We start from the raw sequence: 13,689 nt of genomic DNA, 5'->3' as shown, positions 1-13,689 counted from the left end.
AAAAATGGGCGTTTACGCTGTTGTTGATGTGTCAACCAACGTTGTTGTGAACATGATCGTGTGGGATGGGCTCCCGGGGTGGGCTCCTGAAGATGGTCAAATTGCGGTGGAGGTAATCGATCCGGCGACGACGATGGGCTGGCTCTATGTGGATGGCCAGCTCGTAGCTCCACCGCCACCTCCTGTAGTTCCTCCGACGCAGGAAGAGATAACGTCGGCCAACACTCAGCGCCAAAATAACCTGCTGAACATGGCCTCACAGGCCATGGCTCCCGTTCTCGTATCTCTGCAGCTTGGTGATGCCACTGATGATGAAACCGTGCTCGCAAAGGCTTGGCAGAGTTATTACAGGGAAGTGAAAAGCATCGATGTGACCGCGGCAAACCCTGCTTGGCCTACACCTCCAGGCGCCTGATCTCATCCACCCGAGCCCGCGCATTGCGGGCTTTTTTTCGCCTGGAGAAACCCATGCCGATTACCCAGCAGCAGTTGCTGCAGATCCTTCCGAACGCCGGCGCCCAAGCCGGCGTTTTTGTTCCTGTGCTCAACACAGCCATGCAACGGTTTCAGATCGTTGGAACTCAGCGGGTTGCCGCGTTCATTGCCCAGGTCGGGCACGAATCCGGCCAGCTCCGGTCGGTGGTCGAGAACCTGAACTACGGTGCGCAGGCCCTGGTCGCCACCTGGCCCAGCCGTTTTACCCAGGCCCTAGCTGCACAGGTGGCTCGGCAGCCTGAGCAGATCGCGAACATTGCCTATGCCAGCCGGATGGGCAACGGCGATGCATCATCCGGCGACGGCTGGAACTACCGCGGTCGCGGGCTGATCCAGATCACCGGCCGCGACAACTACCAAGCGTGCGGCGATGCCCTGGGCGTGGACCTGATCGGCAACCCGGATCTGCTGGCCCAGCCTCAGTACGCGGCATTGTCTGCGGCTTGGTTCTGGTCGATCAACGGACTGAACAGCCTGGCGGATGCGGGCAACTTCACCGGAATCACGCAGCGCATTAACGGCGGCCAGAATGGTGCCGCTGATCGGCTTGCCCTCTACAACACCGCGCTGCAGGTGCTGGCATGACCTCAATCTACGCAAGGCTTGCCGGCTTCCTGTTGGCCGTCGCGCTGATCTTCGGCGCGTTGTTCGGCGCCTATCACCACGGCCAGACCCTGGCCAATGCCGAGTGGCAGACAAAATGGGATGCCCGCGATACCGCAGACAAGACCGCCGCCCTGGTCAATGAAAACGTCGAGCGCGCCAAAGAACAGGAACGTCAACTCTCAATCAACAAGGTGGTGCAAAGTGGTCAACAACTCCTCGATGCGGCGAACGCTGCTGTTGCTGCCTCTCATGCTTCTGATAACAGCCTGCGCGCAACAGCAGATGACCTTGCCGCTCGACTCGCAGCTAGTGAAGCCAGCGGCAATTCCTGCACTGCCGCCGCAGGCAAGGCAGCTGCCCACGCCGCCCGAGTGCTCGCCGACGTGCTCAAGCTCGCTGATGAAAGAGCGGGAATCCTGGCGGCAGATGCTGATCAGGCCCGCGCCCGGGGGCTGACTTGCGAGGCAGGTTATGACGCGGTGAAGAATTCGAAATAGGGAAGGGGGGTCGTTCGGCAGGACGCCGGAGGAGGCGGGGCGCTACGCCTCGTTTTGATCGTTGCTGGGGGCCAAAGCCAGCATCCATTGGGAGATGGCAGACTGACGCCAGGCGACAGAATTGGGGCCTATTCTAAATTGTTTTGGGAATGTTCCTTCTCTGATCCTGCGGTAAACCGTGTTCCGCCCAAGGCCGGTTATGTGGAGCACCTCGTTGAGGCGCAGGAAGCGGTCGATATTCTCTGCTGCCATTTGTATCTCCTCGCCGCGTGCGACTTGAGTGTCACCGGTGAGTGGTAGAGACGAAAAGCCCGGCACGGGGCCGGGCTATTTCCAGAGGGGGGCGCTGATCCGTCAGCTGGTTTGAGTGTAGGGCAGTCACTAGGCGGTCGGTAGCGAAAAATCAGAGCGTGTCGTAATCGAATGCTGCTTGCCTGCAGGCGACATCGAGACTGGAGCAGGAACTAAAAGCCGGCGCTGGCTTGGCTTTTCTATGGCGGATCAACTATCGCTGGCGGAAGAGGTAGTTCTTCTGAGGCAGCCCCATTGGATTGTGAGATCCATAATCTATAAGGGCGATGTGGTTTTCGTTGAATCTTTGGAAGTGCACGACGTAATTTGACGTTTGGTAGGCGCCTGCCGGATTTCTGGAGGCGTTCCACTTTGGGTAGCCGATGTGCACATGCCAAAGTTGATGCTTTTTCGCGTATGCAATTTTTACTGCGCGGCTAGGATCAGTGATGGGGACGTTATCAGAGGGGCCTTTTTTGCCGATAAACGTTTTGAGGCCCTGTGCTTCGAAATGAAAAACGAAGTCCTCAATTAGGGTCTTTTCCTCGTCAGACAAGGTTTCGAATAGCGTTGAGAAATGTGCTCCGACCTCTACCTGGTTTGGCATTTATTATTGTTCTCACGCATCCATTCACGAAATTTCTCGCGCGTCATCCCTTCAGGCATTACGAATCTCTGCCCTTCCTCTACCGCCTTCCTCATCCGTACGAGGTCGAAATTGACCTCCTCTTCGGAGGTGTCGGGTTTGTGGGGGTGGTACTCGCGCTTCATGGTCTTGCCCTCTAGGGCTTGCTCTGGTGTTAAATCGATCTCAAGCCGCAATTAATGGCATGGATTGAGAAATGTATAGCTTATGATCGCCCGCGCCACGATTTTGTTTACAGCATTTCGTGGCGCACACGGAAATCTAGACCAACGGTACCCCATCAAAAAACGGGCCAACAACGAGAATTTTTCCGATCAGGGCTATGCGTCCTGTACTAACAAATTTGCGTTCCACCAGATCACTCGGCCTTCGCCCAGGTGATGACACCAGCCTTCACCTTTTCCGCGTGCCCCATCTGGAAGCTGGCCGACACCTTGATCAGCTCCCACGCCTCAGACTTTAGACCCGTTTCAGACATCCGTGCGGTCATCTGCATCGGGTCGACGCCTGACCACTTGATCAGGGCCGCAACCTCTTTCAGGTCGCGTCGCAGTTTCTGATTCGGTTTCGTCAGAACCATGGGGCCTCCTACGCATCTCGCTGCATCAGATGGTGGCGCGGTGCTGGCCGAAGGCGTGCGCAGGGCGCTGGCGCGAGTCCTGTCGTATGGCGGGAGGCCGGCATCACCCTGGGGCTGGGGGCTGGGGGCTGGGTGCTGGCGCTACACGCCACCAGTTGTGCCCGCTGCAATCCCGGAGCTGCTGGAATCTGCACGCCAGGGGCAACCCCCGGCAATCTGCTCGTCGTCCTGCTCGACAAATCTGTCCAGCGAAATCGGGAGCTGGCAGCGGTCGCTGATATTGCCCGAGTGAGGGGGCTGGCCTGCGAGGCGTCTTATGACGCGCTACTGGCCAAACACTCCAGCGCAAACTGAACGCAATAAGTGGCCGGGCGCTCATTCTCAATCTTCATGCAAGCCGGAGTTCCGGTCCCTTCTTCAGTTGAACCCCGCTGAGGCGCTCGATTACAACCTGGCGCAGGACCTTGGGTTTGCCGTATCCATCAATCGCAAATCCGTATTTTTCCGCCTGCAGCCATTTGATTTGGGCGTAAGTCCTCACGTAGCCGGTTAGCTCGGCCACTTCTTCGGCTGTCAGAAACATAGTAGAGCTCCGTGCGCTCTATGGCGGCAGAAGGTGTTTATTTGGTTTGTTAGGCCGTGGTGCTCGCCTAGCGATCGCTGATACTACCCGAGTGAAAGGTGTGGCATGCGAGGCTACCGATGAAGCGCTGACTCAGATCAAGTGAGTTGTGAGGCGTCCGAGCACGGCCTTTACCATTCGTGGCGTACAGCCACCTTTGGTCGCTTGGTTTTGCGTCGTACTGAACGCTCCAGTCGGCCTGACCTCTACCCCTATAGACGAATAGGGGTTCCAATGAGAGAAGAACAGCGAAGACTGGCCATGACAGCCTGGCGCAAGCTATTCGTTCTGGCCGTAAGCGAAACTCGCGTGGAGGACAAGTATTTCATCTTGTTGAAGAGGGCTGACGAAATGGAGCGCGATGACCTCATCACTAGCGAGGAATGGCGAAAGCTTGTCCAGCAGGCAGGGACGTCTCTTGCTGGCACTGCGGAGTGCATGGGCGGAGCAGGGTAGGGCAGAACGAAAAAGCCCGGCACGGGGCCGGGCTCGAACCCATTTGGCAGGGCTATCCAAGAAAATGCTTGGCAGCGGCGCCAAGGGCAGCAGATGCAAGCGCGCCAATTACAACAGCGGCCCCGAGATACTTGGCCATGGTCACCTTGATGCCATTGACATCATCGCCGACCTTTTTGGTGTCGGTCTTGATGCTGCTAACGTCTTTCTCGATCCGCTCAAAGCGGGACTCGGATATCTTTTCCCACGCTTTATCACGCTCAGCTTGGGCGCCGAGGAAGCCCGCAAACTTTTCGTTCAATGCCGCATCCCGGGCGGACTGCTCCGCGCGGAATGATGCCTGGCGCAAATCAAGCTCGCGTCGGAGTTGTTCATCACGGAGGGCCAGTTCAGCTTTATAATCAAGGGAGCGCTTTTCCGCATCACGCTCCATCCGATCGACGCGCCTATCCATCCGCTCCTCTATGGCAGATAGGGTTCTACTGAGCTCTTCGCGAGTGATTTCGGTCATGTGAGGAGTATTGTCCATTTCGGCGAGCGTGTCATCTTCCAGCCCAAGAGGGCGTGCCCAGTCTAAGCTTACGACATCACCCATTATTTGCCTCTTGATGCTTGGAATTCGCGAATTTTATAAGTGCTGATTTGAGCAAAATGACCGCATTTTGGGCATGTCATCCCAGCGGTGGTATGCCGCTGCCCGTCAATCATCACATGCACATATATTGAAAGCGGAAGATTTTTTGAACCCTCTCCCTCTCCTTCCCCCTCAACAGTCTGAAGGCTGAAATCCCACGCCCCCTCGTGTGGGCAGCATGGGCATTTAGGGCTCCTGTTCGTAGCCACGAAAAAGTCAATCAGATCCTGAGCGCGCAAAGGATCACCTGACCCATCCTCCGCGAGTTTGTAATGCAAAAGAACAATATCATCGCTTGAATGCATGGGGGGTTCGGTCACTTTATTCTCCATCCTTCATGTGTCTTGCCTGGTCAGCGCTATCGCTACTAATTCACGCTGCACCAACTACCCAGCCTTCCCTCGAACAATCCTTCCCGCCCTCACCTCATCCGCATTCGCTGCCGCCATCATCCATAGAAGTGCTTCAGCGCTATCAGCTCAAACACAGCCACGAAGACGCAAATCACAACGAAGCTGGGGCTGAAGAACCGCTTGCGGCCTGATGAACCTCCGCCCAGCCCGGCAGCGTCGGCATAGCCGGGGAGCAACATAAGGAAAGCCAGCCAAGCCCAGACGCCTACCTTGCTCCAGAAGCTCTGATCTCTTCATGCAGTCATCTTCGCAGTTCCGCAGTCCGGCTTATCTGCCCCGCCTTAACCTCATCCGCAAGCGTGGCCAGCCGATCAGCGTTCTCGTAGAGTTTCGTGATCAGCTTCAGCGCAGCTATTACTTCCTCGCCCTGGCAGCCCCTGGTGAGGTTGAGCACTTCGCTTGCGGCTTGCTCAAGGCCAAGCCCTAACGACTTGAGTTCGCGACGCAGTTCTTGGTTCGGTTTCGTCAGGCCCATGGAGACTCCTACGCACTCCGCTGCGCCAGGTGGTGGCGGGGTGATGGCTGAATATGAACAGGACTTTGAGTAGAACTCAAGGGTGCTGAGCTATGGCGTGTCACTCGGGTGAGTTGAGCACTGCCAGGCTCATGCTTATGAACTCGAGGTTGTTGTCCAGTGGCCAGAGTGCAGCGCGGATGTTGTCAGCAACCTCAACAGAGCCGCGCTGCTCGACCCAGTTGGACAATTCCTCAATCGCTGCCCCTAGGGCGAGTTGGTTCTCGTTGAGCTTGGTTAGCAGGGCTGGCAACAGGTCTGTGTTTGGCATGGTTGGGCCTCCGTAATGACCGGAGCATAGCAGTGGGGCTGTGGATTGTGTTCGTTCGGCAGGACGCCGGAGGAGGGGCATCCAAGGGCTGATATCTCCGCTATGCTCAGTCATGGTGGTGCGTCCTGTTTTACTAGATCTGTCACGGTGCTCGCTGCAGAGCTTGATCGGTAGGACGCGCCGCCGTCCTGAAACGCCTAGACTCAGCGGGATTTCGTCGGCGACTAGACAGTCGATTTCCGGTATTCAATGATGCGAAAAAATTCAGTCCAGCCGCGGATTCTCAGAGCCAATGAGGCTCCTTCGTATCTAGGTATGTGTAATGAGGAGTTCCGCAGAACGGTGAGACCCTTTGTGAGTGAGTTTCCGATCGGTGTCCAGGGGGTGGGCTTCGATAGACTGGAGCTTGATGCATGGGCTGACGAATACATCGCTCAGCATTCAGTCAAAAAGACGGCCCCCACCAACCGCAGTTTCTCTAGGCTAGATCGAACCATCGCCTCAACCTCTTGCTGCGACAAATCAAAAGAAAACTCTTCTAGCAACACATCCACCGAGAAAGAAGCTTTTCAAAAAGCGTTGGATTTCGTGAGGAGGAAGCGGTAGTGCGGTGGTCGTCGGGTACCTTTACCGAGCCTTGGACAAGTTAGGTATCCATTTTGGTTTTTTCTCTTCTGCTGGCATGCTCCCTTGACCAGTAACTGCGAAGGCAGTGACGCAAGGCCAGCCATTCACCTTGATCGTGTGTCTGACGCCGTTCTTCTTGAGATTGAGGATTTGGCCTGCCTTGGTACGTGCTCCTGTCAGCTCGCACACTTCTTCATGGGTGAGGAATTCGATCATACTTGGTGCTCTGATTTCGGAAGTGAAGTGGTGCGCTGATCGGCTTGATCAGGCCCGAGCCCAGGACGTGACGTGCGAGGTGGCCTACGGTGTGCCGGTTGTCGGGTGTTGCCCGGGCTCACTCACGGACTATTTTGCCAATCGCTTTGTCGGAATCCATTGGGGATTCTGAGGCTCGTGCCTCGTCTACCTTTTGTTGATTCCAGGTCAGTACCTCTGACTGGATCCACGCTACGGCTTGTATACCCAGCTTGATCTGTTTGGGAAAGCGGTCTGCGGCCACCATACGGTAGATTGTCGCGGTGCTCAGCCCAGTGAGCCTCTTCACTTCTGATAGGCGGATAAACTCGACTGGCGGCTTTTCTTGAGGATGTTCCATATGTTCTCCTCTAAACGGGGCATTTACTGCACCTGAGACTTAATCAGTGTCGGAGGCGCATGCCGCTTTCTGCCGATCTTCAGGGCTTTGTTTTCGCCATCGCGACAGCCGCGCAAAAAATCCCGCACGTCCTCCTTCAGCCAGCAATGTCTGACTCCCATCTTGAAGCCCTTGGGCAGCCAGTCCACGCCGCGGCGAATCCCCTCTCTGACCGAAGCCTCAGTTCGCCCGAGCATTTTGCCCAGGCCTGCTACATATACGACCTCGCATTCATCTTCCACAAATTCTCTCCGGAATCTACGAGGGTCGAGCCCCAAGACAGATGAGGGTAGTAGTCATTCATGGTTTTTACGATGTGGAGTTGTTCACCTAGAAGCCCTCGAGCGCGCGAGTCATTGTGCGTGGAAATTATTTGCAAAACCCACTGCTAAGTTATTGATTCATATAGGTAGTTTTGTCAGGTATTGCACTTAACTGCACGGGCGTATTTTCTCTTTAAAATCAATTGGTTGCCTATTGGCTAAGGGCCACCTTGACATGGTGGGGGTCGTTGGTTCGAGTCCAATCGCGCCTACCAAACAAAATCCGCTCTGCTGGGCGGTCAGAAAGGGTCAACCGAGAGGTTGGCCCTTTTTTCGTTTTCCGGGTGTTCACTAAAAAATACGCATATTCATAGGCTTAGCGGAAAGAAAAGGGGTTGACAGCCTTTCGGAAATCCGTAGAATGCCGCCTCACAGCAGGCACGTAGCTCAGTTGGTTAGAGCACCACCTTGACATGGTGGGGGTCGTTGGTTCGAGTCCAATCGCGCCTACCAAACAAAATCCGCTCTGCTGGGCGGTCTGAAAGGGTCAATCGAAAGGTTGGCCCTTTTTTGCGTCTTGCGTTTGGCAATGGTGCCCGACGTATCGAATCCGTTATTGGGTTGACCGTTTTCTGTCTTTCCCTAAACATTGGGCCTTAAACGCTGGTTTTTTGGGGGTGTAGGTGGAGGTATCAAGGGTTCGGCTACTGGCAGTCTCCGGGAGCCTTCGGGCGGCCTCTTCAAACTCCTCGTTACTTCGCGCCGCCGAGAGGCTCAGTCCGCAGGGGGTGTCGATCCAGCATTATCTGGAGGTGGGGCAGTTGCCGCATTTCGACCCGGACCTGGCCGACAATCCTCCGGCAATCGTTTTGGCGCTGCGGGAGCTGATCGGTCGGGCAGATGGCATTCTGATCTCTTGCCCCGAATATGCGCGTGGCATTCCAGGCTCGTTCAAGAACGCGCTGGATTGGCTCGTCGCCAGCCACGAATTTCCCGGCAAGCCGGTGGCGCTGTTCAATGCATCGCCGCGGGCGAGTCATGCCCAGGCGGCGCTCAGGCTGGTGCTGGAAACGATGTCAGCCCATATCGTCGAACCGGCATCGATCACTGTGAACCTGCTGGCCAAAGAAATGGATGAGGCGAGCATTGCGGCGGATCCGCTGATTGGCCAGCAAATCGTTTCAGCCCTCGATGCATTCAAGGGCTGGATCGATAAGGAAAACCCGATCTCGTAGCCGCCGCTCGACGGGCGCGCAATCAGTCGGATTTGCGCTCCTGCCGGACATCGATAAAGGGCAGGGAGCCGCTCGGCAATACCGTTGTCGGCAGTACACCATTCCAGCGCTCCGCCTTGGTCAACTCCACCAGGTTCTGGTTGCTCGCCAATGCCTGGGCGCGGGCCTTGATCGCTTCCGCCTCGGCTCGGCCGCGCAGTTCGGTGGCCTGGGCATCGGCCTTGGCCTGCGCCAGCTGTGCGTCGGCCTCGGCTTGTGCCTGGGTCACGCGGATCTGTGCCTGGACCTGTTCGGTGGCCAGTTGCTGTTCGCGGGTCTTGACCTGCACCTCGGCGGCCATGCGTGCCTCGATGGCTTTCTCATAGGCATCGCTGAAGTCGATGTTCTCGACCTGCACGCTGTCGATCATCACCGGCCCGGTGATCGCCGTCTTGATCGCGGCGGAAATATCATTGACCAGTTGGACACGGTTCTGCACGGCGGCCACGGCGTTGAACTGGCCGAAGACGTTCTCGACCTGGGTCGGTACCTGGCGGCTGATCAGTCGGTCGCGAATGCCCTCGATATCCTTGAACTGGGTGTACACCTTGGCGACATCGGAAGGGGCGACGTGCCACGACACCGAGACCTTGAGTTGCGCCGATTGCTGGTCCTTGCTGTAGGCCTGGAGATTTTCATAGGCCGAGACCTGGCTCTGGGTACTGATCAGCTTGACCGTTTCAATGAAGGGTGTCTTGAACGACAACCCGGGGTCCACCACACCGACGAGCGCGCCGTTTCTCAGAAGCACGCCGCGCTCGGTTTCATCCACGGTGTACCAGCTGCCGAAAAACACAATGAGCAGGATCAATGCAGCCGCACCGCCAACCGCGCTGCCGATCATATTACGGGTCATATTTCGTTCCTTTGATGTGCGGGAAAGCACTCCCTGGATACGCTGCCTGGGTGTTCAGGAAGCGCGCCCCGCCAACATGGTCAATAGTGTTTAGGTTGCCTTGTCGCCGCAATGGTTCCGGGCGCCTTTCGAGCCGCCGACATCGGCGACCCGATATGATAGCGACCTGGCCAGTTCCATTCTGAGAAGCGACTCTCAGGCCTGGGCGTCAGAGATCCCTGACGGTTCAGGTCTACTGAATATCGTGCCCTGTCGGTCGTTATCTTTTCAATGATGCTGGAAGGCCATATTGATCTAGTGTCGAATGATCAATCTGGCGTCGGCGTTTCCTGGCCGGTTGCCAAACCCATTTGAAGAGCGCACGCCATATGCCTGTATTGGAAAAGACCACGTTGATCAAAGGGCGCAGTTGCGCCGAAGTGTTCGACTTTTGCCTGGAGGGGGCCAACTTCCCGAAGATTTTTCCGGAGCGTGTCACGCCGCTGGGCAAGGTCGACATCGCCGACCTGCGGATCGAGCAGGGGCGCGAGTTCCGTTTCCGGCACTGGATGTTCGGTTTTATCCCGGCCAACTGGACCGTGCGTATTCGTGAGGTCAGAGACAATCAGCACTTTATCGATGAGATGGTCAGGGGGCCGCTCAGTGCGTTTCGCCATGAGCACCGGGTCGAGGCCGCCGAGGGCGGGACGCTCTATACCGACCGGGTTACCTATCGGGCTATCGGTGGTGCGGCGCTGGAGTGGCTGTTTGTCGATGCGTACATGAATCGCATCTTTGATGCACGCCATCGGAACATGCGGCAGTTGCTGGACATCCCATGATCGCCGTGGTTTTTCGGACAGCCTGAAGCCAGAACATCGGGGCGGAACCAGTTTTGGAAAAGTGAGTCATAGCCATGTGCCATCTCGGCACTTCACAAGGACACTCAGTGATGCTCGCTCGTTTCAAACCCTCGTTCACGATTCCCTCCGCTGGCTTGTTGGTACTGCTGCTGGGTGGCTTGGCGCTTCCGGTCCAGGCCGCGGTGGAGGTCGACAATCTCAGTGCCTCGGGTTTTGATCATCTCGCCGCGACCCATGGTAGTTCGGGTTCCGGGCACTCGCTGCGCAATACCGACTTCACGGTGGATGACTTGCAGAAGATGGAAAACCTGCAGAAGCGCAATGCCGATGAATTGGAGAACCTGAAGAAGATCATCAACGATCAGGCACGTGTCATTGAGGAACTCAAGCGCAACAGTGGTTCCGGCTCCAATTCTAGTTCGAACAGCAGCGATCTTTCCGGCCTCAAACGCAGTGTCATCGATCAGGATCGCGTTATTGAAAAGTTGACCAGCCAGGTGGACGATCTCAAGCGCAGTTCAGGCTCAAGCTCCAGTTCGAGTTCCAGTGAGTTGTCCGGCCTCAAGCGCGATGTCAGTGATCAGCAGCGTGATCTGGACAGTCTGAAACGCAACGTCGATGACCTGAGCAGAAAGGTGAAGTGACGACAGCAGCCATGGCGCTCGCATAAGCCCTGATGTGATCGTTCCCACGCTCCGGCGTGGGAACGTTCGATCAGTCAGGAGTTGGCCGCCGACTTCGGCGTACGCCGGGTCCTGCCTGTCTTGGCTCCCGCTGCCTTGCGCTTCTTCTTCCAGGGCGCCGCGCCTTGTCCCGCCATCCCGGCCGGCATGGTGATCTGCAGCTTCAACTCGACACAACGCCCTACCTGCTTGCTCATCCAGGCCGCCTGTTTGGCGACAAACTCTTCCAGGCTCATCTCGCCGCTTTGCACCATGTCCAATGCCTGTTCCCAGATCGCCGTGGTGCCCGGGTCGGCAATCGCCCGTGGTACCGCATCGATCAGGCTGAAGGCCGCCGGGGTGGCTGACAGGCTTTTGCCATGCTTGACCAGGTAGCTGCGATCGAGCAGGCCCTGGATGATGCCCGCTCGGGTGGCTTCGGTGCCGATGCCGGTGGTGTCCTTGAGCTTTTGCTTGAGGCGCGGGTCCTCCACATACTTGGCGACGTTTTTCATCGCCTTGATCAGGTCGCCTTCGGTGAAAGGTTTGGGGGGCTGGGTCCAGAGATCCTTGAGGTCGACCCGGCTCACCGTGCATTCGGTGCCTTCGCGCAACGCCGGCAAGGCCTGCGGCTCGGGGGCTTCGCGGCCCTTGGCCGGCGCCAGCGCTTCAGGCAGGGCACGTTTCCAGCCCGGCTCAACGATCTGTTTGCCTACGGCCCGCAATGCCTGCGCCGCACAATCGAAATCGGCCTGGGTCCGGTCGTATTCGTGATTGGGCAGGAATTGCGCCAGGTAACGGGCGCGAATCAGGCTGTAGACGGCGCGCGGCTTGCCCTGCAAACGTTCGAGGCTGGCGCCGGTGCCCGTCGGGATAATACCGTGGTGGGCGGTTACCTTGGCATCGTTCCAGGCTCGCGAACGGCGTGTCGGATCGAGATACGGCGCCAGTTTGTCCAGGCTTGGATCAGCCCGTTCCAGTGCCGCCAATACCCGACCGGCGTCGCCGTGCTGGCTCAGGGGCAGAAAGCCGCAATCACTGCGCGGGTAGGTGATGACCTTGTGGGTTTCGTACAGTGACTGGGCAATATCCAGTGTCTCCTGGGCGCCCAGCCCGAGCCTTTTCGAGCAGACTTCCTGCAAGGTGCCCAGATCAAAGGGCAGGGGGGCAGCCTCGCGAATCCGCTCGGTCTTGAGCTTCACCACCCGGGCGCTGGACGCCGCGCCCATGTCGCTCGCGGCCTGTTGGGCGAGGGCCTGGTTGAGGCAGCGGTCCTGATCGTCACAGGCATCCGACGGCGCGCGCCACTGGGCGATAAAGGGCTGGCCGTCGTGCAGCAGGTGCACGTCGATCGCCCAGTAAGCCACCGGCACGAAGTCGGCGATGCTACGGTCACGGTCCACCACCAGGCGCAGGGTCGGTGTCTGTACCCTTCCGACCGGCAACACGCCCTGATAACCGGACTGGCGGCCGAGCAGGGTGAACAGGCGGCTCATGTTCATGCCGATCAGCCAGTCGGCCCGCGAGCGTCCCAGGGCCGAGTGATAGAGCGAAAAGGTCTCGACGCCGGGCTTGAGCGCCGCCAGCGCCTTGCGGATCGAGGCATCGTCCAGTGCCGACAGCCAGAGCCGCTGGATCGGCCCGCGATAGCGACAATGTTCCACCAGTTCACGGGCGATCATTTCCCCTTCGCGGTCGGCGTCGGTGGCAATCACCAACTCCCCGGCCTCGCCCAGCAGGCGCTTGACCGCCTTGTACTGGCTGGCGGTCTTGGGCTTGACCTGCATCTTCCATTTTTCCGGAACGATCGGCAGGTCGGCCAGCACCCAGCGCTTGTAGCGGGCGTCGTAGGCATCCGGCGGGGCGGTTTCCAGCAGGTGGCCGATGCACCAGGTGACGGTGGCATTCGGCCCCACCCAGCAGCCGTCGCCACGCCGCGTGGCACCGAGCACCGCAGCAATGTCTTTGGCCTGGGAGGGCTTCTCACAGAGGAACAAGCGCATAACCACTCTCATTTCAGCGCGGGGTCTTGAAGTCGGACAGCATGCTCAGTGTCGGGCGATCAGGCAATCATTATCTGTATAAACATACAGCTTAATTTCATCAACTATAGTTCATGCGCGCAGATAGTAGGCAAGACTCAATTGTCCCTTTTATAGAATCAATGATTCCCGGTTTAGGGTAATTGTCTCGATTTGCTCAGGCGCCTAAAGTGACATCCAAGCCAGGCAGCACGGACCTCCCAGCGGAGGGCGCCAGGCCCGCCTGACAAACCGAACGCACCACTACTCGACATCAAAAGGAACGCGCCATGTCTATTCGTGAACTGCTGAACCCAACCAACTCCACCCTGATCCTGATCGACCACCAGCCGCAGATGTCCTTCGGCGTGCAATCGATCGATCGCCAGACCCTGAAGAACAACACCGTGGGCCTGGCCAAGGCGGCGAAGATCTTCAATGTGCCGACGATCTTCACCTCGGTGGAAACCAAGAGCTTCAGCGGC

Annotated in this window: 19 protein-coding genes, 1 tRNA gene and 1 pseudogene; 8 read left to right on the top strand and 13 right to left on the bottom strand. The window is 57.7% G+C overall.

Going from position 1 to position 13,689, the window contains the following annotated elements:
- Positions 1–4 precede the first annotated feature (4 nt).
- The 3 genes from M5C71_RS26235 to M5C71_RS26225 are packed head-to-tail and all read left to right on the top strand — an operon-like array spanning position 5 to position 1,598.
- Positions 5–415, top strand: a complete 411-nt coding sequence (locus tag M5C71_RS26235) for a tail fiber assembly protein (RefSeq protein ID WP_248769052.1) — start codon at positions 5–7, stop codon at positions 413–415.
- A gap of 53 nt (positions 416–468) precedes the next feature.
- Positions 469–1,080, top strand: coding sequence for a glycoside hydrolase family 19 protein (locus tag M5C71_RS26230; RefSeq protein ID WP_248769051.1), 612 nt, complete (start codon positions 469–471; stop codon positions 1,078–1,080).
- Positions 1,077–1,598: a DUF2514 family protein gene (locus M5C71_RS26225; protein ID WP_248769050.1), complete on the top strand. Its 522-nt coding sequence runs from the start codon at positions 1,077–1,079 to the stop codon at positions 1,596–1,598. The genes M5C71_RS26230 and M5C71_RS26225 overlap by 4 nt, the downstream gene beginning before the upstream one ends.
- Positions 1,599–1,640: 42 nt before the next feature.
- On the opposite strand, the gene M5C71_RS26220 is transcribed toward M5C71_RS26225, so the two are convergent.
- The 11 genes from M5C71_RS26220 to M5C71_RS26170 form a co-directional block, all read right to left on the bottom strand.
- On the bottom strand, positions 1,641–1,850 hold the full coding sequence (locus M5C71_RS26220) for an AlpA family transcriptional regulator (RefSeq protein ID WP_248769049.1): 210 nt from the start codon (positions 1,848–1,850) through the stop codon (positions 1,641–1,643).
- 253 nt (positions 1,851–2,103) lie between these two features.
- A complete protein-coding gene (locus M5C71_RS26215; protein ID WP_248769048.1) occupies positions 2,104–2,496 on the bottom strand; it encodes a hypothetical protein in 393 nt (130 codons plus the stop codon).
- 397 nt (positions 2,497–2,893) lie between these two features.
- Positions 2,894–3,115 carry a hypothetical protein gene (locus M5C71_RS26210; protein ID WP_248769047.1) on the bottom strand — a complete coding sequence of 74 codons (222 nt, stop codon included), beginning with the start codon at positions 3,113–3,115 and terminating at the stop codon, positions 2,894–2,896.
- Between the two features lie 388 nt (positions 3,116–3,503).
- The gene (locus M5C71_RS26205; RefSeq protein WP_248769046.1) at positions 3,504–3,698 is read right to left on the bottom strand and encodes a DUF4224 domain-containing protein; all 195 of its coding nucleotides are present in this window, start codon (positions 3,696–3,698) and stop codon (positions 3,504–3,506) included.
- A gap of 547 nt (positions 3,699–4,245) precedes the next feature.
- Positions 4,246–4,788 carry a hypothetical protein gene (locus M5C71_RS26200; RefSeq protein WP_248769045.1) on the bottom strand — a complete coding sequence of 181 codons (543 nt, stop codon included), beginning with the start codon at positions 4,786–4,788 and terminating at the stop codon, positions 4,246–4,248.
- On the bottom strand, positions 4,788–5,147 hold the full coding sequence (locus M5C71_RS26195) for a hypothetical protein (protein WP_248769044.1): 360 nt from the start codon (positions 5,145–5,147) through the stop codon (positions 4,788–4,790). Before M5C71_RS26195 ends, M5C71_RS26200 begins: the two co-directional genes overlap by 1 nt.
- A gap of 334 nt (positions 5,148–5,481) precedes the next feature.
- A complete protein-coding gene (locus M5C71_RS26190) occupies positions 5,482–5,715 on the bottom strand; it encodes a hypothetical protein (RefSeq protein WP_248769043.1) in 234 nt (77 codons plus the stop codon).
- 100 nt (positions 5,716–5,815) lie between these two features.
- The gene (locus M5C71_RS26185) at positions 5,816–6,025 is read right to left on the bottom strand and encodes a hypothetical protein (protein WP_100942795.1); all 210 of its coding nucleotides are present in this window, start codon (positions 6,023–6,025) and stop codon (positions 5,816–5,818) included.
- Positions 6,026–6,652: 627 nt separating this feature from the next.
- Positions 6,653–6,868, bottom strand: a complete 216-nt coding sequence (locus M5C71_RS26180; protein WP_248769042.1) for a DUF4224 domain-containing protein — start codon at positions 6,866–6,868, stop codon at positions 6,653–6,655.
- Between the two features lie 118 nt (positions 6,869–6,986).
- Complete coding sequence (locus tag M5C71_RS26175; protein ID WP_248769041.1) at positions 6,987–7,247, bottom strand: AlpA family phage regulatory protein; 261 nt, start codon at positions 7,245–7,247, stop codon at positions 6,987–6,989.
- A 23-nt stretch (positions 7,248–7,270) separates the two neighbouring features.
- A complete protein-coding gene (locus tag M5C71_RS26170) occupies positions 7,271–7,528 on the bottom strand; it encodes a hypothetical protein (protein ID WP_248769040.1) in 258 nt (85 codons plus the stop codon).
- Positions 7,529–7,985: 457 nt separating this feature from the next.
- On the opposite strand from M5C71_RS26170, the gene M5C71_RS26165 reads away from it, so the two are divergent.
- Positions 7,986–8,062: transfer RNA gene (locus M5C71_RS26165), tRNA-Val, on the top strand.
- A 170-nt stretch (positions 8,063–8,232) separates the two neighbouring features.
- Entirely contained in the window at positions 8,233–8,784 is a 552-nt protein-coding gene (locus M5C71_RS26160) for an NAD(P)H-dependent oxidoreductase (protein ID WP_248769039.1), read from the top strand.
- A 22-nt stretch (positions 8,785–8,806) separates the two neighbouring features.
- Here M5C71_RS26160 and M5C71_RS26155 read toward each other — a convergent pair whose 3' ends face one another.
- A complete protein-coding gene (locus M5C71_RS26155; protein ID WP_103498299.1) occupies positions 8,807–9,679 on the bottom strand; it encodes an SPFH domain-containing protein in 873 nt (290 codons plus the stop codon).
- A 368-nt stretch (positions 9,680–10,047) separates the two neighbouring features.
- On the opposite strand from M5C71_RS26155, the gene M5C71_RS26150 reads away from it, so the two are divergent.
- Both M5C71_RS26150 and M5C71_RS26145 read left to right on the top strand, forming a co-directional pair.
- Positions 10,048–10,500: an SRPBCC family protein gene (locus M5C71_RS26150; RefSeq protein ID WP_248747935.1), complete on the top strand. Its 453-nt coding sequence runs from the start codon at positions 10,048–10,050 to the stop codon at positions 10,498–10,500.
- Between the two features lie 110 nt (positions 10,501–10,610).
- Positions 10,611–11,165 (top strand): hypothetical protein, encoded by a 555-nt coding sequence (locus M5C71_RS26145; RefSeq protein WP_248769038.1) that lies wholly within the window; start codon positions 10,611–10,613, stop codon positions 11,163–11,165.
- A gap of 74 nt (positions 11,166–11,239) precedes the next feature.
- Here the strand turns inward: M5C71_RS26145 and M5C71_RS26140 are convergent, their stop codons facing one another.
- Positions 11,240–13,186, bottom strand: coding sequence for a DNA topoisomerase III (locus tag M5C71_RS26140; RefSeq protein WP_248769037.1), 1,947 nt, complete (start codon positions 13,184–13,186; stop codon positions 11,240–11,242).
- A 308-nt stretch (positions 13,187–13,494) separates the two neighbouring features.
- Here M5C71_RS26140 and M5C71_RS26135 point away from each other — a divergent pair.
- Positions 13,495–13,689 (top strand): annotated as a pseudogene (locus tag M5C71_RS26135) (isochorismatase family protein); the annotation flags it as partial.

It is taken from the genome of Pseudomonas sp. MWU12-2345, assembly GCF_023242385.1.
In the GTDB taxonomy this organism is placed as follows: Bacteria; Pseudomonadota; Gammaproteobacteria; order Pseudomonadales; family Pseudomonadaceae; genus Aquipseudomonas; species Aquipseudomonas gingeri_D.
The sequence above is the reverse complement of the archived record's forward strand: the minus strand, read 5'-3'. Positions and strand labels throughout refer to the sequence as shown.